The following is a 24,394-nucleotide window of genomic DNA, read 5'->3' on the forward strand; positions in this document are numbered from 1 at the left end:
ATTATGACGGTACATGTGTTCGTGTCAAGAGAATTTTCGAACAGATGTTTGCGCTTTCGAGCAACAGGCCGTATACTTGTTCGCAAGAGAGAAGGGGGCCGTCATGCCAAAGGGTAAGCTCGGCAAGCGCCAGATCGCCATCTACGACTTCATCCGCACCTATACCGACGAGCACGGCTATCCCCCGTCGGTGCGCGAGATCGGCGCCGCCGTCGGCCTCGCGTCCCCCTCGACGGTCCACATGCACCTCAAGGTGCTCGAGGAGAGCGGCCTCATCAAGCGTGACTCCAAGAAGCCCCGTACCATCGAGGTCATGGACGACCGCGCCGACAAGGACGACTCGCAGCAGCCCCTGGCCAAGGTGACCGAGGACGTTGCCTCCAACGTCATCCGGCTCCCACTCGTGGGCAGGGTCGCGGCCGGCGTGCCCATACTCGCGGAGCAGAACGTCGAGGAGACGCTCGCCCTCCCCACCTCCGTCGTCGGTGATGCCAGCTCCTTCGTGCTCAGGGTCCGCGGCGAGTCCATGATCAACGCCGGCATCTTCGACGGTGACTACATCGTCGTGAAGGAGCAGCACGACGCGCACGACGGGGAGATCGTGGTCGCCCTGCTTGACGACTCCGCGACCGTCAAGACCTTCTACCGCGAGCGCGACCGCGTCCGCCTCCAGCCTGAGAACGACATGATGTCGCCGATCTACGTTGAGAACCCGGTCATCCTGGGGCGCGTCACCGCGCTCATCCGCTCCATCTCCTGATGGCGGCGGGCTTGGGCTCGGATTCCCCGCGGGGCGGCAGAATCGGCGTCTTCGACCTCGTGCGAGGCTTCTCGGTAGTCTCAATGGTGCTGTTCCACCTCTGCTATGACCTCAGGTTCATAGTTGGCGCCGACCTGTCCTGGTTTGCTCCCCCGCTCCAGGACGTCTGGCGATGCAGCATATCCTGGACCTTTCTCTTCGTCGCAGGGTGCATGTGTCCCCTCTCGCGAAACAACCTCCGGCGCGCGGGGCAGTACGGGGCGGTCGCGCTCGCCATCTGGGTCGTGACTTCGCTCGCGGCCGTAGACATCCCCATCTCGTTCGGGATCATCTACTGCATGGCCGTCTGCACGCTCGTCGCGTGGGTGCTCGAGCGCCTTGGGTTGAGGCCTCGGGGGCGAGCTGCGGCCGTCGTGCTCCTTCTCGCCTTCCTCGCGCTCCAGGGGCTTGCGGACGGCCACGTGGGCATCGGCCCCCTCACGGTGACGCTGCCCGAGTCACTCTACGCGACCCCCTGGCTCTCCTGGCTTGGCCTCCCGGGTCCGGGGTTTGCCTCGGGGGACTACTATCCCCTTCTCCCCTACCTCATGATCTATCTGTGCGGCGCGTCTCTGGGCACGCTGTGGTCGTCGCGCGGGTACCCGGAGTGGGCGCGGAGGGCACGTGTGGCGCCCCTCAACTTCGTTGGTCGACACGCGCTCGCCGTCTACGTCGCGCATCAGCCGCTCATTCTCGCCGGCTGCCTTTTGGCAGGCTCCCTCTAGGCCTCGTCCTCTACGACGTAGGGGCCGAGCGTGGAGGCCATCCTCGCGTCCGCGCGGACGGTGGCCAGGAGCCCCTCCTGCACGTAGCGCTCCCGCATGACCTGGCAGCGCTCATGGACCATCTTCATGAGGAGCCCCTTCTCGTACGGGACGAGCACGGTGAGCGAGACGCTCCCCTGGCTGGCCTCCTTGGCGATGCGGTAGAGCAGGCCGCGGATGCCGGTCCCGCTTGCGGCGGAGACGAGCTGAGCGTCGGGATGGGCGGCGACCGCCTCCCGTAGGGCCCCCTCGTCGAGGAGGTCGACCTTGTTGAGCACCTCGACGCACCGCAGCTCCCCGGCACCGATCTCCTCGAGGACGGAGCGCACGGCAGAGATCTGGAGCTCACGGTGACGGTCGGACGCATCGATGACGAGAAGCACCAGGTCGGCCGCGCGCACCTCGGCGAGGGTCGACTTGAACGACTCGACGAGGGTGGTGGGGAGCTTCTGGATGAAGCCGACGGTGTCGGTGATCGTGACCTTCCGCCCCTCCTCGAGATCCAGGGCGCGGGTCGTGGGATCGAGCGTCGCGAACAGCTCGTCCCTGACGTAGACGTCGGACCCGGTCAGGCGGTTGAGCAGCGTGGACTTGCCGGCGTTGGTGTAGCCGACGAGAGCGACGCGATAGACTCCCGAGTCCCAGCGGGCCTTGCTCTGGACGAGTCGACGTCGCTCGAGGCGCTCGAGCTCCCTGTGCAGCGTCGAGATGCGCGCACGGACGAGCCGCCGGTCTACCTCGAGCTGGCTCTCGCCCTGGCCGAAGCGGCTCCCGATCCCGCCTCGGGTCTGCTCGCCCACCAGGTGGCTCCACATGCCGCGCAGGCGCGGCAGTACGTACTGGAGCTGGGCGAGCTGGACCTGGAGGCGGCCCTCGTGCGTCTTGGCGTGCACGCCAAAGATGTCGAGGATGAGGGCCGTGCGGTCGATGATCTTGACGGGCTCGCCGACGAGGCGCTCGAGGTTTGCCTGCTGCGAGGGCGTGAGCTCGTCGTCGAATATGACCACGTCGGCATGAAGGGCGTGGACGGCAGAGACGAGCTCCTCGACCTTGCCCTTGCCGATGAACGTCTTGGGGACCGGGGCGTCGAGCCGCTGCGTCATGGTGAGGACCACCTCGGCGCCGTCGGTATCGGCGAGGCGCGCGAGCTCGGCGAGGGACTCCTCGCAGCTCCACTCCGATCGGCCGACCTCGACGCCGACGAGTATCGCGCGCTCGGGGACCGGCGCGGTGGAGAGCGGCTTAAACCGTCCCACAGCGCACCTCCCCGAGGTCGTCGAGGACCAGACGAACCGCGTCCTCCCCGCTCGTCTGGTCGAGGTCGATCCAGCGGACGCGGGGGTCGTGTCTAAACCACGAGAGCTGTCGTTTGGCATAGCGCCTCGACCGACGCTTGACGAGCTCCACGGCCTCCTCGACGCTCGTCTCGCCCGCGAGGGCCGAGAGGAGCTCCTTGTAGCCGATCGCCTGGCCGGAGCTGGTCTCAAGACTCAGGCCACGGGCGCAGAGGCCCCGCACCTCGTCGAGGAGGCCGGCCTCCATCATGGCGTCGACCCGAGCGTCGATGCGGGCGTAGAGGCGCTCCCGTGACATGGTGAGCCCCCACAGGCGCGCGTCGTAGTGCACGGCGCGGGCATGGAGGCCCTCGTGCTGGCGGGCGTACGAGACCCCCTCGTCGAGCATCTCGAGGGCGCGGACGACCCTCCGGACGTTGTTGGGGTGGATGATGGCCGCGCTCGCGGGGTCCCGCTCGGCCAGGAGGGCGTGGAGCGCGTCGCCGCCAAGCTCCTCGGCCATGCGCTCGTACCTCTCACGCGAGGCGCCTCCCCGCTCGCCGGCGGGAAAGTCCATCTCGTCGATGACGGCGTTGAGGTACAGCCCCGTCCCGCCGCACAGCACCGGGACCCTCCCCTCGGCGAGAAGGCGGTCGGCGCATGCACGCGCGTCGCGCTGGAAGAGCCGGACGGAGTAGTCCTCGTCGGGGTCTGCGACGTCGACCATGAGCAGCGGGACGCGCCGCTCGGCGACCGGCGTCTTGGCCGTGCCGACGTCCATGCCGCGATAGACCTGCATGGCGTCGACGGAGATGACGGACGTGTCGAGGCGAAGGGCGACCTCCTCGGCCAGCGCGCTCTTGCCCGAGGCGGTGGGCCCGACGATGCAGACGACGGGTCCGATCACCCTCATCGGGGGTCGCCCTCCACGGTGCCGCGCAGGTACCACGTGCGCGCCTCGTCGACGCGGACGTCGACCAACGCGCCGACGAGCTCGTCGGCCGTGCGCCCCTCGGGGACCGGGAAGTGCACCGTGACGTTGTGCTCGCTGTGCCCGACGAGAATGCCGTCGTCCCTCTTCGAGGACCCCTCGACGAGCACGGTCACGAGCTGGTCGAGGAAGACTTGGTTGGCGTCATGCGCCTGCTGGGCCACGAGGTCGGCGAGGCGGTCGAACCGCTCCTGGATCACCTCGCGCGGGGTGTCGTCGGGGATCTTGGCGGCAGGCGTTCCGGGCCTGCGCGAGTAGATGAAGGTGAACGCGGACGAGAAGGACGCCTCGCGCACGAGCGAGAGGGTGTCCTGGAAGTCCTCCTCGGTCTCGCCGGGGAAGCCGACGATGATGTCGGTCGAGAGGGCGAGGTCGGGAATGGCGGCGCGCAGACGGGCTACGAGGTCGAGATACTCCTCGCGCGTGTAGCTGCGGTTCATGGCCTTGAGGATGCGACTCGATCCGCTCTGCACCGCGAGGTGGAGATGGGGCATCACGCAGGGCGTCTCCGCCATGGCGCGGATGGTCTCGTCGGAGAGGTCCTTGGGGTTGGAGGACGTGAACCTGACGCGCTCCACGCCCGTCTCGCCGACCCGGCGCAGGAGCTCGGCGAACCGGGGCTCGCCGTAGATGTTGCGCCCGTAGGAGTTGACGTTCTGCCCGAGGAGGGTGACCTCGCGCACGCCGTCGGCGACGAGGCGCTCGACCTCGGAGACGACGCTCTCGATCGTGCGGCTCTTCTCGCGGCCGCGAACGTACGGGACGATGCAGTAGGTGCAGAAGTTGTTGCAGCCCGTCATGATGGGGACCCAGGCGTGGTAGGCGCTTGCGCGGTGGCTCGGGAGGTCGGTCGAGAAGGAGCGTCCCTCCTCGACGGTGTCCACCTCGGCGCGCGCCCCGTCGCCGGCGAAGGCGTCGGCGAGCAGCGTCGGCAGGCTCGAGATCGCGCTCGTGCCGAACACGACGTCGGCGCAGGCCACGTGCTCGCGGATCCTCTCGCCGTCGCGCTGCGCGATGCAGCCGCCGATGGCGACGACGCGACGCCCGGACGGGGGCGTGGGCGCGCTCACCATGGCCGAGGCCTGGCCGTAGAGGTGCTGGTCGGCCTTCTCGCGGACGCAGCAGGTCATGAAGACGACGATGTCGGCGTCATCGGTGTCGTCGACGCAGATGCAACCGCACTCGTCCAGGACCCCGGCGACGCGCTCGGAGTCGTGCAGGTTCATCTGGCAGCCGAAGGTGCGGACGTAGTAGGTCTTGCCGACGAGCTCGCGAGGGTGCTCCATCACGCCTCCGCACTCTCGGTGTTGGCGGACGAGACGGGCGCCGCGAGGCGGTGGACGTAGACGGCAATCCTGATGGCCGTGCGGCTCTCACCGCCGATCTCCACATCGGAGAAGGTGGGCGCGCAGGAGATGTCAAGCCCCGTGGGGATGAGGAAGCCGCGCGCGATGGCGATGGCCTTGATGGCCTGGTTGACGGCGCCGGCTCCGACGCACTGCATGTTGACGGGAACGCCGTCCTTGACGAGCCCCGCGATGGCGCCGGCGACCGACGCGGGCGAGGACTTGCTCGAAACCTTTAGGTAGTCCATGTACGTCTCCTGATGCGGTGATGCGACGAATCTGTTTCGACTGTGCGCTGATGTGACAATTCTACTGTTTGGGATGCGTGCTGAGAAGCTAGTCGGACGGGGCGAGGTCGAAGGTCACGGTCACGCGACTCCCCGTGACACGAACGCGGGGCTCGCCGGCAAGCGTGAGGTAGTATCGGTCCGCCAGGAGGGCGAAGTCCCGCTCCATGACGCGGGAGAACTCGTCGACGTCGTCGGGCGCGACCCTGAGCCCCCTCCTGTCCCGGACGAGGTCGACTTCGCGCGGGCCCGCCGACCCGAGGTCCTCGGAGGTGCGGGTGAGGCGGGACGCGACGCTGCGCAGCGGCCTGATCTGCCCGGATACGATGCGATGGGCCGTCCTCTCGGACATCTCGAGCCCGAGCGAGGCGGCCTGCTCGCGGAGCTCACGCGCGTCTGCCGCGGCACGGAGGCGCTCGATGACGGGCAGCTGGTCGAGCGAGTCGATGAAGAGCAGGTCGGAGCCGTCGACGGACTGCCTGGCACGGGCGCGCGCGGTGGCGACGACCTCGGCGGGCGACCCGAGGTACACCTCGCACGTCCCACGTTCCTCGAGGGCGAACTCGCAGCAGGTGCGCACGATGTTGTGGGGCCCGCGGACGCAGGCGTCGCGCCCGTCGTCGTCGACGCCGACCGAGGGCCAGCTCGACTGGTCGGCACGCTCGGGGAGTGCGTTGACGTCGGTCACCACACGCAGGGCGCTGCCCTTGCCGGGCGCCGAGGAGACCACCTCGGCGCTCACGGCGTTCTCCTTGATCGAGAAGAGCGCCATGCCTCGACCGTGGATTCCCCAGCGGTCCATGTGCACGGACTCGAGCTTGGAGGTGACGCGTGCCTCGAAGACGCGCTCGTGCATGTCGGCGGGTATGCCGGACCCGTCGTCGAGCATCGTCGTCGTGCGGAGGTCCCCCTCGCGGGTGGTCGCGACGTAGATGTGGCGGGCGCCGGCGTCGCGCGCGTTGCGGAGCATCTCCATCACCGCGTCCTCGACGCAGCGGACGTCGTGCTTCGCCTGACGACGCTCGGCCTCGGCGACGCGCAAGCGCACGAAGCCGCCGCCGAGCGACTCCTCGACGCGAAGGGCGCGGTCACCGCCCATCGTCGACACGAAGTCGGCGAGCCCTCCCGGAGCGTCCGCCATGCCGCCTACTTCGCGACGTCGACGGCGCGGGACTCGCGGATCACGACGACGCGGACCTGACCGGGATACTCCATCTCGTCCTCGATCTGCTTGGCGATGTCGTGGGCGAGGACCGTGGCCTGGGCGTCGGAGATCTTCTCGGGCTCGACCATGACGTGGAGCTCGCGACCGGCCTGCATGGCGTAGGTGCGCTCGACGCCGTCGTGGGCGTTGGAGATCTCCTCGAGCTTCTCGAGGCGCTTGATGTAGTTCTCGGCCGACTCGCGGCGGGCGCCGGGACGGGCGGCGGAGATGGCGTCGGCTGCCTGGACCAGGACGTCGAGGACGGTGTCGGGGTCGACGTCGGCGTGGTGCGCCTCGATAGCGTGCACGATCTCGGGGCGCTCGCCGTAGCGGCGGGCGAGGTCGGCTCCGATGACCGCGTGCGGGCCCTCGACCTCGTGGTCGATGGCCTTGCCGAGGTCGTGCAGGAGGCCGGCGCGCTTGGCGGCCGCCTCGTCGAGGCCGAGCTCGGAGGCCATGATGCCGCAGAGGGCGGAGACCTGGACGGAGTGCGAGAGCACGTTCTGGCCGAAGGAGGTGCGGTAGCGAAGGGCACCCAGGGTCTTCACGAGCTCGGGGTGCAGGTCATGGATGCCGGCGTCGAAGGCGGCCTGCTCGCCGGCCTCGCGGACGCGCTCGGCGACGAGCGCCTCGGCCTTCTTGTAGAGCTCCTCGATGCGCGCCGGGTGGATGCGACCGTCGGCGATGAGGTTCTCCAGGGCGACGCGGGCGGTCTCGCGGCGGACGGGGTCAAAGCTGGAGAGGACGACGGTCTCGGGCGTGTCGTCGATCACGAGGGAGACGCCGGAGACCTGCTCGAAGGTGCGGATGTTGCGGCCCTCGCGGCCGATGATGCGGCCCTTGAGGTCGTCGGAGGGGATGTGCACCGAGGTGACGGTGATCTCGCCGGCCTGGTCTGCCGCGCAGCGCTGGATGGCGGTGGAGACGATCTCTCGGGCGGTCTTGTCGGCCTGGGCGCGGACGCGCTGCTCGGACTCCCTCAGGATCTGGGCCTCCTCGCGGACCGACTCGGCGCGGACGCGGGCGAGGAGCTCCTCGTGCGCCTCGTCGGAGGACAGCCCGGCGATGCGCTCGAGCTCTGCGCCCTGGCGCTCGACGAGCTCGTCGAGGTCGGCCTTGCGGCGGTCGAGCTGACCCTGGAGGCTGGAGAGCTGGTGCTCGCGACGGTCGAGGGCGTCGTTTCTGTGGTCGAGGGACTCCTCGCGCTGCATGATGCGGTTCTCGAGCGACTGGAGCTCGCCCTTGCGCTTCTTCTCCTCGGCCTCGGAGTTCTGCTTGAGCTGGAGGATCTCCTCCTTGGCCTCGAGGACGGCCTCCTTCTTGGCGTTCTCGGCCTGGCGGGCGGCCTCCTGGGTGATGCGGTCGGCCTCGCTGCGGGCGGAGGCGAGCTGCGCCTCGGCGTCACGGAGCTTGGAGCCGCTCTTGCCGGCCAGAAGGAAGTACACGAGGGCTGCGCCGATGACCAGGCACACCGCCCCCACCACGATGGTTATGGGATCTGTCATGTCTGCTCCTCAAGGTTCATTCGTCATGTGGGTTCAGGAGACCGTGCGCGAGCGCGCGACGGAACCCGCCGTGGAGGTGCAGTCAAGACGCTTGCCGCAGGGCGGCTATGGCAGCTCACGTGACGTACAGAAACATAATCGAAAGCTGGCAGACCAGCGAGAGAATGCGCTCCACGAGCGTCTCTATCCTATCCCCGATGTAAGGCTTCTGTCAAATGCGCCGCAGGTGAGAGGCCACCGAGCGGGAAGGTTCATGCCTTGGGGCAGGAGCGCTCACTCACCATCGGCAGCAGCGGAGAGGACCTCCCGTGCGACGGAGGAGGAGAGCCCCAGGGGAAATCCCCTGCCGCAGAGGAAGCGCACGAGCTTCTGGTAGTCGTTCCTGCCTGTGAGGCGCCTCCTGGAGGCGAGCGCGAGGGCACGCTCGCGCTCGTCGTCAGCGGAGAGGAACTCATCGGGCCAGCCGGGGACGAGCGAGGCGTCCACCCCGCGGCGCGAGAGCTCGCGCTCGATCTTCACCCTCCCCCATCCGGAGGCAACCTTGGAACGAGCGAACGCAGCACCGTAGCGCAGGTCGTCGATGATGCCGACCTCGCAGGCGCGCGAGACCACCTCGTCGGTGACGCTGCGGGAGTAGCCGTCCGCGAGAAGGCGCTCCTCGAGCTCGCGGCGCGAGTAGTCGCGGCGGCCGACGAGGTCCTCCATGCGGGCGTGCGCGCAGGAGCGCGTGAGCTCGCCGAGACGATGGAGGAGCTCCGAGCGGCCGGAGGGGGCAAACCCCTCGTCGGACAGCGCCCTCAGCCCCCTCCCCACGCGCACGGGGACGCTGATGAGCTCCTCCCCATGGGACTCCGAGCAGAGGCGGAGCCGTGCCCTCGGGCGCAGGGCCGTCGAGTGCCGCTCGGGCAGCTCGACGGACCACGACAGGGGCGTCGCGCTCACGACAGGGGGTCTGCGGAGAGGTCGACGTCCTCGACGACCTCAACCACGCGCTCGTCGTCGAGCTCGAGGCCGCAGGCAACACGGACCTTGTGGTCGATCTCATCCATGAGGTCGGGGTTGGAGGCGAGGAACTCCTTCGCCGCCTCGCGACCCTGACCGAGCCGCTCTCCGCCGTAGGTGTACCAGGCGCCGGACTTGCTGACGATCTCGTAGTCGACGGCCATGTCGAGGATCGAGCCCTCCTTGGAGATGCCCTGGCCGTACATGATGTCGAACTCAGCCTGCTTGAAGGGAGGGGCGACCTTGTTCTTGACGACCTTCACGCGGACGCGGTTGCCGATGACCTCGTCCTTGTTCTTGATGGAGTCGATGCGGCGGATGTCCATGCGCACGGACGAGAAGAACTTGAGCGCGCGGCCGCCGGGCGTGGTCTCGGGGTTGCCGAACATCACGCCGATCTTCTCCCTGAGCTGGTTGATGAAGATGCAGGTGGTGTTTGACTTGGAGAGAGAGCCCGCGAGCTTGCGCAGCGCCTGGCTCATGAGGCGGGCCTGGAGGCCGACGGTGGAGTCGCCGATCTCTCCCTCGATCTCTGCGCGCGGGGTGAGCGCGGCGACGGAGTCGACGACGACGACGTCGATGGCGCCGGAGCGGACGAGCATGTCGCAGATCTCGAGCGCCTGCTCGCCGGTGTCGGGCTGGGAGATGAGCACCTCGTCGATGTCGACGCCGATGCGGGCGGCGTAGCCGGGGTCGAGCGCGTGCTCGGCGTCGATGAAGGCGACGACGCCGCCCATCGCCTGGGCCTCGGCGAGAATCTCAAGGGAGAGCGTGGTCTTGCCCGAGGACTCGGGTCCGTAGATCTCCACGATGCGACCACGCGGGACGCCGCCGATGCCGAGGGCGGCGTCGAGCGCGATGGAGCCCGTCGGGATGGCCTCGACCTCGAGGCTCGGCCCCTCGTCGCCAAAGCGCATGATGGCGCCCTTGCCGAACTTCTTCTCGATCTCATCGGTGGTGGACTTGAGGACCTGCTCGCGCTCCTCGCCGGTGGTGCGCGGTCGGACCTCCTTGATGGTGCCCTTGCTCTTGGCCATGCTCACTCCCTTGCTCGCTTTCCGCAACGATGGTATACGAACACCCGTTCTGCGTCAACAGGCGTGGGAAAAGCTTAGCGCTCGTCACTGACACCAAAATGACGCAGGCCGACAGGGAGGTTTCGCGGGGCTGTCACGAGGCTTCCGCGCCCGGGAAATCGGGAGGTGGCGCGTCCGGGGTCAGCGAGCCATGCCAGAGGGGCCCGGACGGCGGTTCACGACATCTCCACGACGGTCTCGCGCAGCAGGCGAATCGCACAGCGAACGGCCTGGTGACGGACGTGCGCCCGGTCGCCCGGGAACTCGTGCAGGCGCGTCGCGGCGCCCTGGGGGCCGCAGGCGCCCATCCAGACGGTGCCGACTGGCTTGCCGGGTTCCGCGCCGCCGGGACCGGCTATCCCCGTAATGGAGACCGCGACGTCGCAGCCGAGCGCACGGCGCGCACCCGAGGCCATCTGGGCGGCGCACTCGGATGAGACGGCGCCGCGCGCGGGGTCGTCGAGCACCTCGTCGGAGACCCCCAGGACGGCGCGCTTGACGGCGACGGCATAGCTCACGACGGCGCCCCGCACGACGTCGGAGGAGCCGGGCACGGCCGTGAGGCATGCGCTGACGAGACCGCCCGTGCACGACTCGGCCGTGCCGAGCGTGAGGCCGCGCTCGCGAGCGAGCGAGAGGAGCTCCTCGCACTCGTCGTAGAGCTCGGGGTCGTCCTCGAAGACGGAGCGCTCCCCCATCGCTACCTCCCGAAGACCACGTGACGGGCGCCCCAGAAGTACTGCGCTCCGGAGACCACGGTGAGGACGACCGCGGCGATCATGAGGGCCCAGGATACCAGGCCGATGGTGTAGCCGAGGTCGAGGCCGAGCGACAGGAGCGCATAGGCGAGGTAGTAGCCGCAGAGGGAGACCATCGTGACGGCCGTCTTCGCCTTGCCAAGCTTGTCGGCGGCGATCACCTCGCCGTTGGCGCTCGCGACCATGCGCAGCGCGCTCACGAGGAACTCGCGCAGGAGGATGACGAACACGACCCAGACGCCGACCTCGCCGCGGTCGAGCAGCATGAGGAGCGCCGAGAAGACCAGCAGCTTGTCGGCGATGGGGTCGAGGAACTTGCCGAAGTCGGTGACCTCCCCGCGCGAGCGCGCGAGGTAGCCGTCGACCTTGTCGGTGAGCGAGAGCGTGACGTAGACGACAAACGCCGCGACGGCGAGGACGGGCTCAGACGGTCCGTCGGCGAGGCCGGCCACGACCATGAAGACGGGGATGAAGGCGATCCTCACGCAGGTCACGATGTTCGCGGGAGTCCAGATGCCCTTCTCGGCAGACATGTCACTCACCCTCCCCCACGAGCTCGCCCACGAGCTCGTAGCAGAACGAGTCCACGAGGTCCACGGTCACGATGTCGCCGACCGTCGCCTCCCCGTACGGGATGTGCACCGCGCCGTCGGAGTCCGGGGCCTGGAACCAGGCGTGACCGATGAGCTCGGGGCCCTCGTCGCCCTCCTCGATGCCGTCCACGATCACCCGGACGCGCTCGCCCACGTGAGCCGCCGTCGCGGCGAAGCCGAGCTGCTCGGTGAGGTCGATGAGGCGCTGGGTGCGCTCGAGCTTGACGCCCTCGTCGACCTGGTCGTCCATGCGGGCGGCCGCGGTCCCCTCCTCCTGGGAGTAGGCAAAGACCGAGCAGTAGTCGAACGCCTCCTCGGCGATGAAGTCGTAGAGCTCCTCCGCCTCCTCGTCCGTCTCGCCGGGAAAGCCGGCCATGCCGGTGGTGCGAAGCACCATGCCCGGGATCTCGTCGCGCAGCCGGGCAAAGAGGGCGCGCAGCTCCTCGGGCGAGCCCGAGCGGCCCATGGCCCTGAGCACGCGGGCGGAGCAGTGCTGGATGGGGATGTCGATGTAGGGAAGGACCTCGTCGACGTCGCGGATGGTGGCGATGAGCTCGTCGGTCATGCCCTCGGGCTGCAGGTAGAGCACGCGGACCCACCCGTCGAAGGGACGCACGGCGTCGGCGACGAGGCGAAGCAGCGAGGCGAGCGTTTCGCCCTCGCCGAGGTCGCAGCCCCACACGCCGGTGTCCTGGCCGATGAGGACGACCTCGCGGACACCGCCCTCCATGAGAGCGGTGACCTCGGAGACGATCTCGTCGGCCGGGCGCGAGTGGTAGCGCCCGCGGATGTAGGGGATGGCGCAGAAAGTGCAGAAGCGGTCGCACCCCTCGGAGATCTTCACGAACGCGCTCGTGCCCTCCACCGTGCGGAGCGTCTGCGGCAGGCGCTCGTCCTTCTCGCCCGCGAGGCCGAGGACGTCACGGACGACGGCGACGATGCCGTCCTCGTCCTCGGCGCGGACGAAGGCGGCGACCTCGGGGAGCTCGGCGGCCAGGGCGTCCCCGTAGCGGGAGGGGACGCAGCCGCACATCACGATGGGGCAGGCGCGCACGCCCTCGGAGCGCTCCTCGGCGAGCTCGAGGGTCGCCTCGACCGACTCCTCGGTCGCCGAGGCAAGGAAGGAGCAGGTGTTGACGATGGCGACGTCGGCCTCCGCGGCGTCGGTCGTCTCCTCGAAGCCGTCCGCGAGCAAAAGGGCCCTCATGCGGTCGGAGTCGACCTCGTTCTTGGCGCAGCCGAGCGTGACGATGAGAAAGCGCACGGGTCCCCCTCGCTAGCGGTAGTTGACGAACTGGAGCGGCTGGCCGTAGTCGCGCTGCCGAAGCTCGGAGATCACGTTCTGCAGCACGTCCTTGGAGGCGGAGCTCACGCGGAGCTTGTCGCCCTCGACGGTGGCCTTCGCCTTGAGCTTGAGGTCGCGGATGTCCTTCGCGATCTTCTTGGCCGTGTCCTGGTCGATGCCCTGGATGACGGTGCCCGTCTGGCGGACGCTCATGCCCGACGCCGCGACGGGGTCGGCCCAGCGCACGGCGGTCAGGTCGACGCCGCGCTTCACGAGCTTGGAGCCGAGGATGTCGCGCACCTGGGAGGCGACGAACTCCGACGGGGCGGCGATCTTGAAGACGCCCTCCTTCTTGGAGAGCTCGAGGGTCGCGCCGGTCCCCTTCAGGTCGTAGCGCTGCGTGAGCTCGCGCGCGGCCTGCTGGCAGGCGTTGTCGACCTCCTGCATGTCGACGGTCGAGACGACGTCGAAGCTGGATTCCTTGGCCATGGTGGTTCCTTTCCCGGGCGGCTGCCCGAATGGGTCTCTACTGCTGGGTCGCGCCCGAGTCCGTCGACGCGGCGTCGGCGCCGGCATCGTCGGCGGCGTCACCCGTGGCGTCGTCGGCGGCGTCAGGTCGCGGCGTGCCCTCGATCGTGACCGAGCCGAGCCCGCCGGCGCGCGGCGAGAGCTCGACGCGCTCGCCGTTCTTGGTGACGGTCACCACGTCGGGGTTGGCGACCTGGATGGTGATCGAGTCGTAGACCGTGTAGGTCTGGCTCCACGGGCCGGTGACGCTGTCGGCGACCTCGCTCACGCCGTCGCAGGTGATCTCCACCCAGGAGACCGAGCCGTCGTTCACGCGGACCTCGACGACGGTCTCCTCGGGCTCGGCGTCGGCGGTCGCGTCGTCGGCGGGCTCGTCGTCCTCGCCATCGGTCGCCGCGTCGTCGGAGCTCGTCGTGGCGTCGTCGGCGTCCGCGTCGTCATCGGTCGTCTGGTCGGTCGCGTCGTCGGCGGGCTCGTCGGCGTCGTCGGCCGAGTCGTCCGTGGTGTCGGCGCCCTCCACCGGGACCACCTGGTTGGGCCGGGTATCCTGGCTGTGCCCGCCCACGCACGAGCTGACCGAGAAGGTCAGGATCGCCGTGAGCACGATGGCGAGGAGGACGATGAGGGCGAAGAGCGCGCGGCGCGGGTCGGAGAGGAACTGGCCGACGATGCCGCCACGCGCGGGCGGCCTCGACGAGCCTCCCCCGCTCCCGCGGGAGGCGCGGCGCCTCACGTTGGGGCGCTCGACGTTGGCGATGTTGCGCGACGAGCGGCGCCCCGAGGTCGTCGCGGCCGAGGAGTAGGGGCGCGGCGCGCCGTCGAGCCGGAGGTCGTCGGTGTACTCCCCCGCGCGCACGCGACGCGTGCTGACGTCGTCGCGCAGGTAGAGCCTGTCGGTGCGGTCCGACGAGCCGTCGCGCCGATACGAGGGGCGCTGCTGGCGCTCGCTGATCAGGCGTCCGGCCTGGTCGTCCCTGCGCCTCGAGGCGGGCGGTCGGCGTCGGGCGGTTCCCGACGAGCCGCGCTCGCGCGAGGAGGGGGCGTTGTTCGGCCGCTCGTAGCCGCGCGATCCGCGCGTGCCCGGGGCCGGGCTGCCGGTGCCGGCGAGGGGGACCGACCCCCTCGGGCGCGCGGGCGCCGTCGTCGCAAACTCGCCGAGGTCACCGGCAGGGCCGCCGCCCGAGGGGAGCAGCGGGCGGTACTGCACGTACGCCTTGGGACGGGAGCCCACCTCGTTGGGCATGTCGTAGCCGGAGATGCCGCGGCCGGACTGCGTCTGGCGCGCGCGACGCCGCAGCTCGTGGGACGAGGTCCCGTGCTGGTACTGGTAGAGCTCCTCGGTGAAGAGGTCAACGATCTCACGGGCGTTGAGGCCGAGATATCGCGCGTAGCTCGAGAGCATGCCCTGGGCGTAGCCGCTCTGAGGCATGTGCTCGAAGTCACCCTCCTCGAAGGCCAGGAGGACGTCCTCGCGCAGCTTGAGCGTGCGGGAGGCCTGTGACAGCGAGAGGCCGAGGTCGCGCCTTCGACGAGCGAGGGCCTCGCTGAAGCGTGGAAGCGCCATCGTCACTCAACCCCCTTGTACGCCGCCTCGGCGGAGCGCAGCTCCTCGAGGCGGTCCTTGTCGAGCAGGACCTCGCGCGGCTTGGAGCCGTTCGCGGGGCCGACGACGCCCTTCGCCTCGAGCATGTCCATGATCCGACCCGCACGGGCGTAGCCGACCGAGAGCGCCCTCTGCAGGCCGGAGGTGGAGCCCAGGCGCGAGTCGACGACGATGCGCGCCGCCTCCCACACGAGCGGGTCGTCGTCCTTGGCGCCGCCCGCCTCTCCCCCGCCGGGGGTGCTCGGGACGACGGCGGTCAGGATGTCCTCGTGGTAGTCGGCCGCGACCTGGCCGCGGATGAACTCGACGGTCTTCTCGATCTCCTCGTCGGAAACCCAGCAGCCCTGGGCGCGCCTCGGCTTCTTGCCGCGGAGCTTGACGAGCATGTCGCCGCGACCGAGCAGCTGCTCGGCGCCCTTCTGGTCGAGGATGATGCGCGAGTTGATGGAGTTGTCGACCGAGAGCGCCACACGGTTGTCAATGTTGGCTCGGATGAGGCCGGTGACGACGTCGGCGGAGGGTCGCTGGGTGGCGACGATCAGGTGGATGCCCGCGGCGCGGCCGAGCTGCGCGATGCGCACGATGGAGGACTCGACGTCCTTGCCGGCGACCATCATGAGGTCGGCGAGCTCGTCGATGACGATGACGAAGTACGGCATGTGCTTCGGGGGGTTCTCCATCTCCGCGTACTTGCCGCCGTCGACGTTCTTGTTGAAGGTCTTGATGTCGCGGACCTTGTAGTGCTCGAACACCTTGAGACGGCGCTCCATCTCGGTCACGCCCCACTGCAGGGCGCTCGCGGCCTGGCGCGGCTCGGTGACGACGGGGACGTAGAGGTGCGGCAGCCCCGCGTAGCCGGTGAACTCGACGCGCTTGGGGTCGACCATGATCAGGCGCACCTGCTCGGGCGTCGCGCGCATGAGCATCGACATGATGATGGCGTTGAGCAGGACCGACTTGCCCGAGCCCGTGGTACCGGCGACGAGCAGGTGCGGAAGTCCCGCGAGGTCGACCACGATGGGGCGCCCCTCAGAGTCGCGCCCGAACGCGCAGTCGAGCGGGCCGCCCGTGGCGTAGGGCAGCACGTCGGAGAGGAACACCGGCTGGGGCTTCTCGTTGGGGATCTCTATGCCCACGAGCGAGGTGCCGGGGATCGGGGCGAAGATGCGCACCGACTTGGCGGCGAGCGAGAGGGCGATGTCGTCCTCGAGGTTGACGATCTTGCTCACGCGCTCGCCCTCGCCCATGGAGATCTTGAAGGTGGTGACCGAGGGGCCGGCGATCCAGCCCGCCACGCGGGACGTGAGGCCAAACTCCTCGAGGGTGCCCTGGAGGCGCTCGGCCGTCGCGGCCAGCTCGGACTCCCCGGCGTAGGCGCCGCCGGCATCCGGGTTGTCGCGCAGGATGGAGAGCGGCGGGAGCTGGTAGGACTCGTCCGCGTCGCCGGGACGGCTGAGCGTCGCGGGAGGCTGGGCGCCCTTGTCGGCCCCGTCGTTCTTGTCGGCCTTCTTGGTCTTGTCGGCCTTGGCCTTCTTGGGGGCCTTCTTGGCGGCCTTGTCGAGGAACGCGGGGACGGCGGCGGGCTGCTCGTCCTTCTCGGGCGCCCGCTCGAGGACGGTCGTGACGGGCTGCTCGTCGTCGAGCAGGACGGCACGCGGCTCCTCGCGGCGACGGCCGCCACGCTTGAGGACGCTCGTCTTGCGGGCCCCGATGAAGGTGGTCGCCGGCTCCGGCGCCGCGCCCTCGTCAAAGAGCGACTGGTTGGCGGGAGCCTCCGCGGCAAGAAGCACGTCCTGGTCGGCGGCGGCGTCGATGATCTCGCGCTCGCGGCGCGTGCGCACGCGCTCCTCGTGCATCTGGGCGGCTTCGGCGAGGCGCTCGCGCGCCTGCGTGACGGCGGCAGAGATCGAGAACCCGCAGACGACGACGCCGGCCACGGCAAGGCCGACGAGCACGATGTTGCCAACGACCCCGCCGACGAGCTCGAGCAGGCAGTAGGCAATCGCGCCGCCCACGTACCCGCCGGCGGCGCGGGCCGCCTCGGGGGCGAAGATCGCGTCGGGGTCGGCGGAGGGGTCGGTCATGTTGAGGGACACCATGGCGAGGACCGCGAGGACGACGAGCGCCAGGCCGATCGCCACGCGGGTGGGCACGCCCTCCTCGCCGTCGAGGAAGAACGTGACGGCGAAGGCGAAGAGCGCCGTCGGCACGAGGGGCGCGGCCACGCCGAAGGAGAGGGCGAGGAAGTCGCGGACCGCGCTCGTCACCACGGCGTTCGAGGGGACGAGGATGGTCGCGAGAAGGGCCACGGCGAGCACGACGAGCACGACGCCGACGATGTCGCCCCGGGCGGTCCCGACGATGGTCGAGCGCGCCGGGGGCGCGCTGCGCCGCGGGGTGCGGGAGCCGCTCCTCTTTGCTGCGTTTGGGGTACGTTTGGCGGGCATGTACTAGACCTCCATGACGACCGGGATGACCATCGGCCGCGTGTGAGTCCTGTTCCAGAGCAGGTTGGACAGGGCGTTTCTGACGCCGCGCCTGAGCGCGTCGACGCTCGCCCCGTCACCGGAGCCGAGGAGCTTGGAGACCTGCGCGTCGACGACGTCGCGCGCCTCGCCCTGCAGCAGCTCGTCGGCCGAGGAGGAGAGCCCTCGGCCGTAGACCTCGACGGCACAGACGGAGCGGCCCCGCTTGGAGATGACGACGCTGGCGGTGATGACGCCGTCGGCGCCGAGCTTCTGGCGGTCGCGCAGGACCACGGGGTTAGCCTCGGTGACGGTGCCGCCGTCGACGTAGACGACGCCGGACTCGACGGCGCGGCCGCGGCGGACCTTGTGCTTGACCATCTCGAGCGAGTCGCCGTTGTCGAGCACGAAGACGTTGGAGCGCGGCACGCCCATCTGGACGCCGAGCTCGGCGTGGGCGCGGAGGTGCTGGGCCTCGCCGTGGACGGGCATGAAGGCGCGGGGCTTGGCCATGGCGAGCATGAGCTTGAGCTCCTCCTGGCTCGCGTGGCCGGAGACGTGGACCGTGCCCTTGGACTTGTCGTAGATCTCGCAGCCGATCTTGGAGAGCGCGTTGATGATCGACTGGACGCTCTTCTCGTTGCCGGGGATGGGCGTGGCCGAGATGATCACGGTGTCGGACTCGTGGATGGAGAGCGACTTGTGCTCGCCCGTCGCCATGCGCGCGAGCGCGGAGAGCGGCTCGCCCTGGCTGCCGGTGCACAGCACGACGACCTTCTCGTCGGGGATGCGGTCGACGTCATAGGCGTCGATGATGTTCTCCTCGTCGATCTTGAGGTAGCCGAGCTCGCGCGCCACGCGGGTGTTGGTGAGCATGGAACGGCCCGTGACCACGACCTTGCGGCCCACCGCCACGCTGGCGTCGCAGATCTGCTGCAGGCGGTGGATGTGGCTCGAGAACGCCGCCACGAAGACGCGACCGCGGGCGTTCTTGATGACGTGGCGGATGTCGCGGCCCACGGCGGCCTCGGAGGGTGTGAAGCCCGGGCGCGTGGCGTTGGTCGAGTCGGAGAGCAGGAGGTCGACGCCGGCCGCGCCAAACTTGTTGATGGCGTGGAAGTTGGGACGGCGCCCGTCGATCGGCGTCTGGTCGAACTTGAAGTCGCCGGTGTGCATGACCGTGCCCGCCGGCGTCTGGATGAAGACGCCGAACGCGGCCGGGATCGAGTGCGTCATCGAGAAGAACGTGACGGTGAAGGCGCCGAGGGTGATCGTGGAGCCGTCGCTGACCTCGCGGGTCTTGGGGTTCTTGATGCCATGCTCGTCGAACTTGCCCTGGATGATGCCGAGCGTGAGCTTGCTGGAGTAGACGGGGACCTTGCGCGTGAGGTCCTGCAGCAGATACGGAAGGGCGCCGGTGTGGTCCTCGTGCCCGTGGGTGATGATGATGCCGCGGAGCTTCTCCTCGTTCTCCAGGACGTAGGTGTAGTCGGGCAGGATGAGGTCGATGCCGGGCTGTCCCTCGTCGGGGAACATCAGGCCGGCGTCGACCAGGATCATGTCGTCCCCGTACTCGAAGGCGGTCATGTTCTTGCCGATGCCGTCCAAGCCCCCCAGCGGGATGATCTTGAGCGCGATGTCTTTCTTGGGCATTCCTGGGTGGTTCCTTTCGGATGGTCTTTTCCTATGTGAGACGGCCCGAGGCCGTGCCAGTTCGCATACGGGTCAATTGTAGTCGAGAAGGGCGCACTTCCGAGAGGTTCCACGAGGGCTTCACGCGAAGCGTCGCCGCGGTCCCCGCGGGTTCTTCTCGCACATAACACGCAGAATCCAACTTTATCTTCAAAGTTATTTCGGTTTATGTATAAGTTAAGTTGATTCTGCGTGATATCGTGAGGAAAGGATGTCGGAGGCACGGCATCACCACCCCGACCCTCAGACTCACCCGTACAGGCAAAGGAGGCACGGTGATTCTCCCCCTTGACGGACCGAGCGCGCTACGTGCACTGCGGGTTTATCGCCGCACGGGCCAGGCCCTCCCCCAGGCGCGCATCGACCTTCCCGTGCCGGACCCCTCGCCTCAGCGCAGATGGACGGAGAGGCTCGTACCGCTTGATCTTCTCGCCCTGCCGTGCGCACCTTCGGAGGAGCACCCCCTGCACGTTCTGTCCCCCACCGCCATCGGCAGGCCCCAGGCGTCGTTTGTCAGGGCGCACGTCCTCGGAAAGCTGCCCGAGGGGTCGTTCGTCGACCTCGATAACGGCCTGGTCATACCGTGCCCGGAGCTCCTCTATCTGCGCATGGCCTCCCACCTGTCGCCCGAGGCACACGCGCTGCTGGCATACGAGCTCGCGGGCACGTACGCGCGCGACCCCGAGGACCCACGCCTCGGGACGTCCGTCTTTGGCGTCCCGCCCGTCACGAGCGTCGAGCGCATCAGGTCCTACCTCGCGCGCTACGGCAGGAGGAACGGGACGGCCCTCTGCGCTCACAACCTCGCCAGCGCGCGCGACAACGCCTGGTCGCCCATGGAGGCCCTCATCGCCCTCTTTGCGCTGCTTCCCCCGAGCGAGCAGGGGTACGGCCTCGGGCAGATCTCCCTCAACGTGAGACACGAGACCTCGGAGGACCTGGTCTTGTTGGGGGCGCGTGCGTCACGCGTGCCGGACATCGAGATCGTGGGAACGCACGTTGGGTTCAACTATGACGGCAGTCAGCATCTGAATCTCGAGGCAATTCTCGAGTCCGCTCGCACCGGTAAGGACGCCGAGAAGATCATGCGAGAAGTGCGCGAGAAGAGCCGCGACGACATCTTGAGAAACCGCGAGCTTATGGCAATGGGACGTCTGATTCTCCCGGTCACGTCCGCCGACCTCTTCGCCCCGGGCGGCCTCGACGCCGTCATGCTCGAGGCGGCGCTTGCCCGGGAGGAAGTCGACGGCATAAGCGCCGCTGACGTCCGAAATCTCGTCGAGACGAAATCGTACGCCGAGCCGCGTCAGCAACTCATATGGTCGCTGCTCCCCTGGCGGCCGGGAGTGTCCCACGCGCGCAGGGTCCTCGAGGCCATGCCCTGGCGGAAGCCGGGCGTACGCTACTCGCTGCGGTGGTAGAGCGCGTCCCGTCGCCAGACACGACCCCGTTGGAAGCGGCCCCTGGCAAATTACACGCAGAATCGACTTATTTCTCAAACAGCTCCTGGGAATATATAAAGTCAAAGGTGATTCTGCGTGATATTTCTGCCCAGACGGCTGGCGAGAAGAACAGGGTCCCATCAGACCCGGTCGAGCGACGAGACGGCCCGGGTGCCCCCTAGGAACACCCGGGCCGCCCTTATGCGTCAGAGGACGTGAGAGTCGCTACGCTCCGTGGTGACGGCGCGGACGCGGACGCTCGTCGCCGCCGTTGTCGCCGGGACGACGGCGCGGACCACGGTGCTCGCGGTGGCCGCGGTCCTTCTCGCCGCCCTCGTGGGAGCGGCCGTGGCCGGAGCCGGCCGGAGCCTCGGGCTTGTCGATGCGGTCGAGGCTGATCTTGCCCTTCTCGTCGACCTCGAGGACGCGGACCTTGACCTCGTCGCCGATGTTGAGGACGTCCTCGACCTTGTCCACGCGGCCCTGAGCGACGCGGGAGATGTGGAGCAGGCCGTCCTTGCCGGGCAGAAGCTCGACGAAGGCGCCGAAGGGCTGGATGCCCACGACGCGGCCGGTGTACTCCTCCCCCACCTCGGGGACCTTGACGATGGCCTTGATGCGCTCGGCAGCCGCGTCGCCGGCGCCGCCGACGCCCGCGATGAAGACGGTGCCGTCCTCCTGGATGTCCACGGTGGCGCCGGTGTCCTCCTGGATGCCGCGGATGACCTTGCCGCCGGAGCCGATGACGTCGCGGATCTTGTCCGTGGGGATCTGGAGGCTGATGATCTGCGGCGCGGACTCCTTGGTCTTCTCGCGCACGGAGGGCACCGCGTCGAGCATGGCGTCGAGGATGAACATGCGGCCCTCGTGCGCCTGCATGAGGGCGGAGCGCAGGATCTCGGGCGTGAGGCCGGTGGCCTTGTTGTCCATCTGCATGGCGGTGATGCCCTTGGTGGTGCCGGTCACCTTGAAGTCCATGTCGCCGAGGAAGTCCTCGAGGCCCTGGATGTCGGTGAGGACGACGGTCTTGCCCTCCTCCTGGATGAGGCCCATGGCAACGCCGGAGACGGGGCGCTTGATGGGCACGCCGGCGTCCATGAGGGCGAGCGTGGAGCCGCAGGTGGAGCCCATCGAGGAGGAGCCGTTGGACTCCATGACCTCGGAGACCACGCGGATCGTGTAGGGGAACTCGTCCTCGGACGGGATCACGGGGAGCAGGGCGCGCTCGGCGAGGTTGCCGTGGCCGATCTCGCGGCGCTTGGGGCTGCCCATGCGGCCTGTCTCGCCGGTGCAGAACGGCGGGAAGTTGTAGTGGTGCATGTAGCGCTTGCCGTCGACCGGCTCGATGGTGTCGAGGCGCTGCCACTCGTTGAGCATGCCGAGGGTGCAGATGGAGAGCACCTGGGTCTGGCCGCGCTGGAAGAGGCCCGAGCCGTGGACGCGCGGGAGGTAGTCGCCCTTGACCATGAGCGGGCGCACCTCGGTGGGCGTGCGGCCGTCGACGCGCTCGCCGGTCTCCACGACCATGAGGCGCATCGCGTGCTTCTCGAGGGACTTGAGCTCCACGGGGATGGCGCGGCTCCACTGGGCCTGCTCCTCCTCAGTGAACTCGGCCTTGATGGCGGCCTTGAGGGCCTCGACCTTGCCGATGCGGGAGAGCTTGTCGGCGTCCTTGAGGGCGGCCTCCATCTCGTCGTAGTGGGCGAAGACGCGGTCGTGGACCTCGGGGATGGGCTCGTCGAGGATGTACTCGCGGACGGGGAACTCGCCGTTGACCTCGCGGACCTTGTCGAAGAACTTCTTCTGCTCGGCGCAGAAGGCGGCGATGGCCTCCTGGCCAAAGGCCATGGCAGCGAGCATGTCCTCCTCGGAGATCTCCTCGGCGCCGGCCTCGAGCATGGAGATGAAGCCCTCGGCGCCGCCGAGCTCGAGGTCGAGGTCGGAGTTGTCGCGCTCCTCGTAGGTGGGGTTCACGATGAACTCGTGGGTGTCGCGGTCGCGGCCGATGCGCACGCAGGCGAGCGGGCCCTCGAAGGGCACGCCGCCCACGGTGAGGGCCGCGGAGGCCGCCATGATGCAGATGGTGTCGACCGGGTTGATCTGATCGGCCACGAGCGTGGTGGCGACGACCTGGACCTCGTTGCGGAAGCCGGCCGGGAAGGACGGGCGCAGCGGGCGGTCGATCATGCGGGCCGTGAGGGTGGCCTTCTCGGACGGGCGCGCCTCACGCTTGAGGTAGCCGCCGGGGATGCGGCCCACGGCGTACATCTTCTCGATGAAGTCGACCGTCAGCGGGAAGAAGTCGTAGTCCTTGCGCTCCTTGGAGACCACCGCGGTGAGAAGGACCGTGGAGTCGCCGCACTTGACGAGGCAGGCGCCGGTGGCCTGCTTGGCCAGCTCGCCGGTCTCCAGGACGTAGTGCTTGCCGTAGAGGTCGAACTCGTGTGTAACCTTAGCCATTTCTTTTCCCTTATCTCCGCCTGCCCCGTTGCAGGCGGGCCGTCTTGGCGGCGATTCCGCCGCCCGTCCGCGCTTCTCGCGGACAAACCAAAGAAGGGGCGCCCGCGGGCGCCCCTCCGAAGAACCGCTTTACTGGATGTTGTCGCGGATGCCGAGGCTCTTGATGAGGGTACGGTACTCCTCGATGTTGCGAGCCTTGATGTAGGACAGCAGGCGGCGACGCTTGCCGACGAGCATCAGCAGGCCGCGGCGGGTGTGGAAGTCCTTCGGGTGGACCTTCATGTGCTCGGTGAGGCCCTTGATGCGCTCGGTGAGCAGGGCAACCTGCACCTCGGCGGAACCGGAGTCCTTGTCGTTGGCGCCGTACTGGGCGACGAGCTCGGCCTTGCGCTCCTTGGAAACTGCCATGTCAAAACCACCTTTCACATAGATTCGCCCCGAACTGGGATGGCCGTCAGGCAGTTGGCGGGCCACCAGGTACGGGGTACTGACCTGCGGTAGTGTACCACAGCGGCGGACGCGCGTCCCTCTCGGCAGAAAATCCACGAAGCGGGCGCGCCGGCCGTTTCACGCGCTGAGGCAGAACTCCATGGCGCGGAGGCGCGCGTCGAGGTGCGTGGCGGCCCACAGATGGGCGGACCCGAGCAGGAAGAGTGACGTCGCGGCGTCGATTGGCGCGGCGAGAAGGTCATCGAAGGTGCTGGTCAGGAGCGCTCGCAGCCAGGAGAGCTGCGCGGCAGAGACCTCCTGCGCGCCGGCGACCTCGCGGGCGCAGCTCTCGCAGAGGACGCCGCCGGCCGCGGCCGAGAAGTACGTCACGTCGGCGTCGCCGCAGGCGCAGCACGTCTCCAGCTCGGGCCGCCAGCCCCCGTGCGCGAGCACCTTCCAGACGTAGGCCGCCACCACGAGGTCGAGGTGGGCGCGGTCGGCGGCCTCCTCGCACGCCGCGAGCGCGCGGGAGCAGACCGGGTGGAGGAAGCGGTCCGGAGCGTCCTCGTAGCAGGTGAGGCGGGCGACCTCGGCGACGGCGCTCGCCGCCGCGACGCGCTCGTAGTCGCCGCGGAGCCCGGCGTGCGGCTCGACGGTCTGCGCCTCGCTCACGACGTCGAGGGAGCGCCCCGCCGCCAGCAGGAAGTCTGACTCGCAGAAGAGCTCCGCGCGGGCCGCGAGGCGCCCGCCCGGCTTGCGCGCCCCCTTGGCGACGGCACGCAGCTGGCTGCCGTCGGCGGCGAGCAGCGTCAGGATGAGGTCCTGCTCGGCCAGCTTGGTGCGGTCGAGCACGATGGCACGGGTGCGATAGGTGCGGCGACCGGCCACCGC

General features: G+C 68.9%; 21 protein-coding genes. 3 read left to right on the forward strand and 18 right to left on the reverse strand.

The features are described 5' to 3' along the window. Positions 1-103 precede the first annotated feature (103 nt). Positions 104-760, forward strand: a complete 657-nt coding sequence (gene lexA, locus B5F73_RS02065) for a transcriptional repressor LexA (protein WP_087225643.1) — start codon at positions 104-106, stop codon at positions 758-760. After that, positions 760-1,524 (forward strand): heparan-alpha-glucosaminide N-acetyltransferase, encoded by a 765-nt coding sequence (locus B5F73_RS02070; protein ID WP_255376232.1) that lies wholly within the window; start codon positions 760-762, stop codon positions 1,522-1,524. Before lexA ends, B5F73_RS02070 begins: the two co-directional genes overlap by 1 nt. On the opposite strand, the gene hflX is transcribed toward B5F73_RS02070, so the two are convergent. The 15 genes from hflX to B5F73_RS02145 all read right to left on the reverse strand — a co-directional run bounded on the left by hflX (position 1,521) and on the right by B5F73_RS02145 (position 19,133). Next, positions 1,521-2,819, reverse strand: coding sequence for a GTPase HflX (gene hflX / locus B5F73_RS02075; RefSeq protein ID WP_087225646.1), 1,299 nt, complete (start codon positions 2,817-2,819; stop codon positions 1,521-1,523). The two genes, B5F73_RS02070 and hflX, sit on opposite strands and share 4 nt — an antisense overlap. After that, entirely contained in the window at positions 2,806-3,750 is a 945-nt protein-coding gene (gene miaA, locus B5F73_RS02080) for a tRNA (adenosine(37)-N6)-dimethylallyltransferase MiaA (RefSeq protein ID WP_204206237.1), read from the reverse strand. The genes hflX and miaA overlap by 14 nt, the downstream gene beginning before the upstream one ends. After that, positions 3,747-5,114 carry a tRNA (N6-isopentenyl adenosine(37)-C2)-methylthiotransferase MiaB gene (gene miaB, locus B5F73_RS02085; RefSeq protein ID WP_087225649.1) on the reverse strand — a complete coding sequence of 456 codons (1,368 nt, stop codon included), beginning with the start codon at positions 5,112-5,114 and terminating at the stop codon, positions 3,747-3,749. The genes miaA and miaB overlap by 4 nt, the downstream gene beginning before the upstream one ends. Further along, entirely contained in the window at positions 5,114-5,422 is a 309-nt protein-coding gene (locus tag B5F73_RS02090; protein ID WP_087225652.1) for a stage V sporulation protein S, read from the reverse strand. Before B5F73_RS02090 ends, miaB begins: the two co-directional genes overlap by 1 nt. Before the next feature lie 88 nt (positions 5,423-5,510). Then, positions 5,511-6,602: an ATP-binding protein gene (locus B5F73_RS02095; RefSeq protein ID WP_087225655.1), complete on the reverse strand. Its 1,092-nt coding sequence runs from the start codon at positions 6,600-6,602 to the stop codon at positions 5,511-5,513. A gap of 5 nt (positions 6,603-6,607) precedes the next feature. Beyond that, positions 6,608-8,170: a ribonuclease Y gene (gene rny, locus B5F73_RS02100; protein ID WP_204206238.1), complete on the reverse strand. Its 1,563-nt coding sequence runs from the start codon at positions 8,168-8,170 to the stop codon at positions 6,608-6,610. A gap of 273 nt (positions 8,171-8,443) precedes the next feature. Then, a complete protein-coding gene (locus B5F73_RS02105) occupies positions 8,444-9,112 on the reverse strand; it encodes a regulatory protein RecX (RefSeq protein ID WP_087225658.1) in 669 nt (222 codons plus the stop codon). Next, entirely contained in the window at positions 9,109-10,209 is a 1,101-nt protein-coding gene (recA, locus tag B5F73_RS02110; protein ID WP_087225661.1) for a recombinase RecA, read from the reverse strand. The genes B5F73_RS02105 and recA overlap by 4 nt, the downstream gene beginning before the upstream one ends. A gap of 215 nt (positions 10,210-10,424) precedes the next feature. Further along, positions 10,425-10,946 (reverse strand): CinA family protein, encoded by a 522-nt coding sequence (locus tag B5F73_RS02115; protein WP_087225664.1) that lies wholly within the window; start codon positions 10,944-10,946, stop codon positions 10,425-10,427. 2 nt (positions 10,947-10,948) lie between these two features. Continuing rightward, positions 10,949-11,539 (reverse strand): CDP-diacylglycerol--glycerol-3-phosphate 3-phosphatidyltransferase, encoded by a 591-nt coding sequence (pgsA, locus tag B5F73_RS02120; RefSeq protein WP_087225667.1) that lies wholly within the window; start codon positions 11,537-11,539, stop codon positions 10,949-10,951. 1 nt (position 11,540) lies between these two features. After that, the gene (gene rimO / locus B5F73_RS02125; protein WP_239379771.1) at positions 11,541-12,806 is read right to left on the reverse strand and encodes a 30S ribosomal protein S12 methylthiotransferase RimO; all 1,266 of its coding nucleotides are present in this window, start codon (positions 12,804-12,806) and stop codon (positions 11,541-11,543) included. A gap of 69 nt (positions 12,807-12,875) precedes the next feature. Beyond that, complete coding sequence (locus B5F73_RS02130; RefSeq protein WP_087225674.1) at positions 12,876-13,373, reverse strand: YajQ family cyclic di-GMP-binding protein; 498 nt, start codon at positions 13,371-13,373, stop codon at positions 12,876-12,878. Positions 13,374-13,410: 37 nt separating this feature from the next. Beyond that, the gene (locus B5F73_RS02135) at positions 13,411-14,976 is read right to left on the reverse strand and encodes a helix-turn-helix transcriptional regulator (RefSeq protein WP_143803106.1); all 1,566 of its coding nucleotides are present in this window, start codon (positions 14,974-14,976) and stop codon (positions 13,411-13,413) included. A 2-nt stretch (positions 14,977-14,978) separates the two neighbouring features. Next, positions 14,979-17,462, reverse strand: a complete 2,484-nt coding sequence (locus B5F73_RS02140) for a DNA translocase FtsK (RefSeq protein WP_087225680.1) — start codon at positions 17,460-17,462, stop codon at positions 14,979-14,981. A gap of 3 nt (positions 17,463-17,465) precedes the next feature. Next, positions 17,466-19,133 (reverse strand): ribonuclease J, encoded by a 1,668-nt coding sequence (locus B5F73_RS02145; protein WP_087225683.1) that lies wholly within the window; start codon positions 19,131-19,133, stop codon positions 17,466-17,468. Positions 19,134-19,447: 314 nt separating this feature from the next. Here B5F73_RS02145 and B5F73_RS02150 point away from each other — a divergent pair, with 314 nt between their 5' ends. Then, positions 19,448-20,593: a hypothetical protein gene (locus B5F73_RS02150; RefSeq protein WP_087225686.1), complete on the forward strand. Its 1,146-nt coding sequence runs from the start codon at positions 19,448-19,450 to the stop codon at positions 20,591-20,593. Positions 20,594-20,839: 246 nt separating this feature from the next. Here B5F73_RS02150 and B5F73_RS02155 read toward each other — a convergent pair whose 3' ends face one another. The 3 genes from B5F73_RS02155 to recO all read right to left on the reverse strand — a co-directional run bounded on the left by B5F73_RS02155 (position 20,840) and on the right by recO (position 24,391). Beyond that, positions 20,840-23,074 (reverse strand): polyribonucleotide nucleotidyltransferase, encoded by a 2,235-nt coding sequence (locus tag B5F73_RS02155; RefSeq protein ID WP_087225689.1) that lies wholly within the window; start codon positions 23,072-23,074, stop codon positions 20,840-20,842. A 129-nt stretch (positions 23,075-23,203) separates the two neighbouring features. Next, a complete protein-coding gene (gene rpsO / locus B5F73_RS02160; protein WP_087225692.1) occupies positions 23,204-23,482 on the reverse strand; it encodes a 30S ribosomal protein S15 in 279 nt (92 codons plus the stop codon). A 159-nt stretch (positions 23,483-23,641) separates the two neighbouring features. Next, entirely contained in the window at positions 23,642-24,391 is a 750-nt protein-coding gene (recO, locus tag B5F73_RS02165) for a DNA repair protein RecO (RefSeq protein WP_087225695.1), read from the reverse strand. Positions 24,392-24,394 lie beyond the last annotated feature (3 nt).

The organism is Olsenella sp. An270, from assembly GCF_002159735.1.
Classification (GTDB): Bacteria; Actinomycetota; Coriobacteriia; order Coriobacteriales; family Atopobiaceae; genus Thermophilibacter.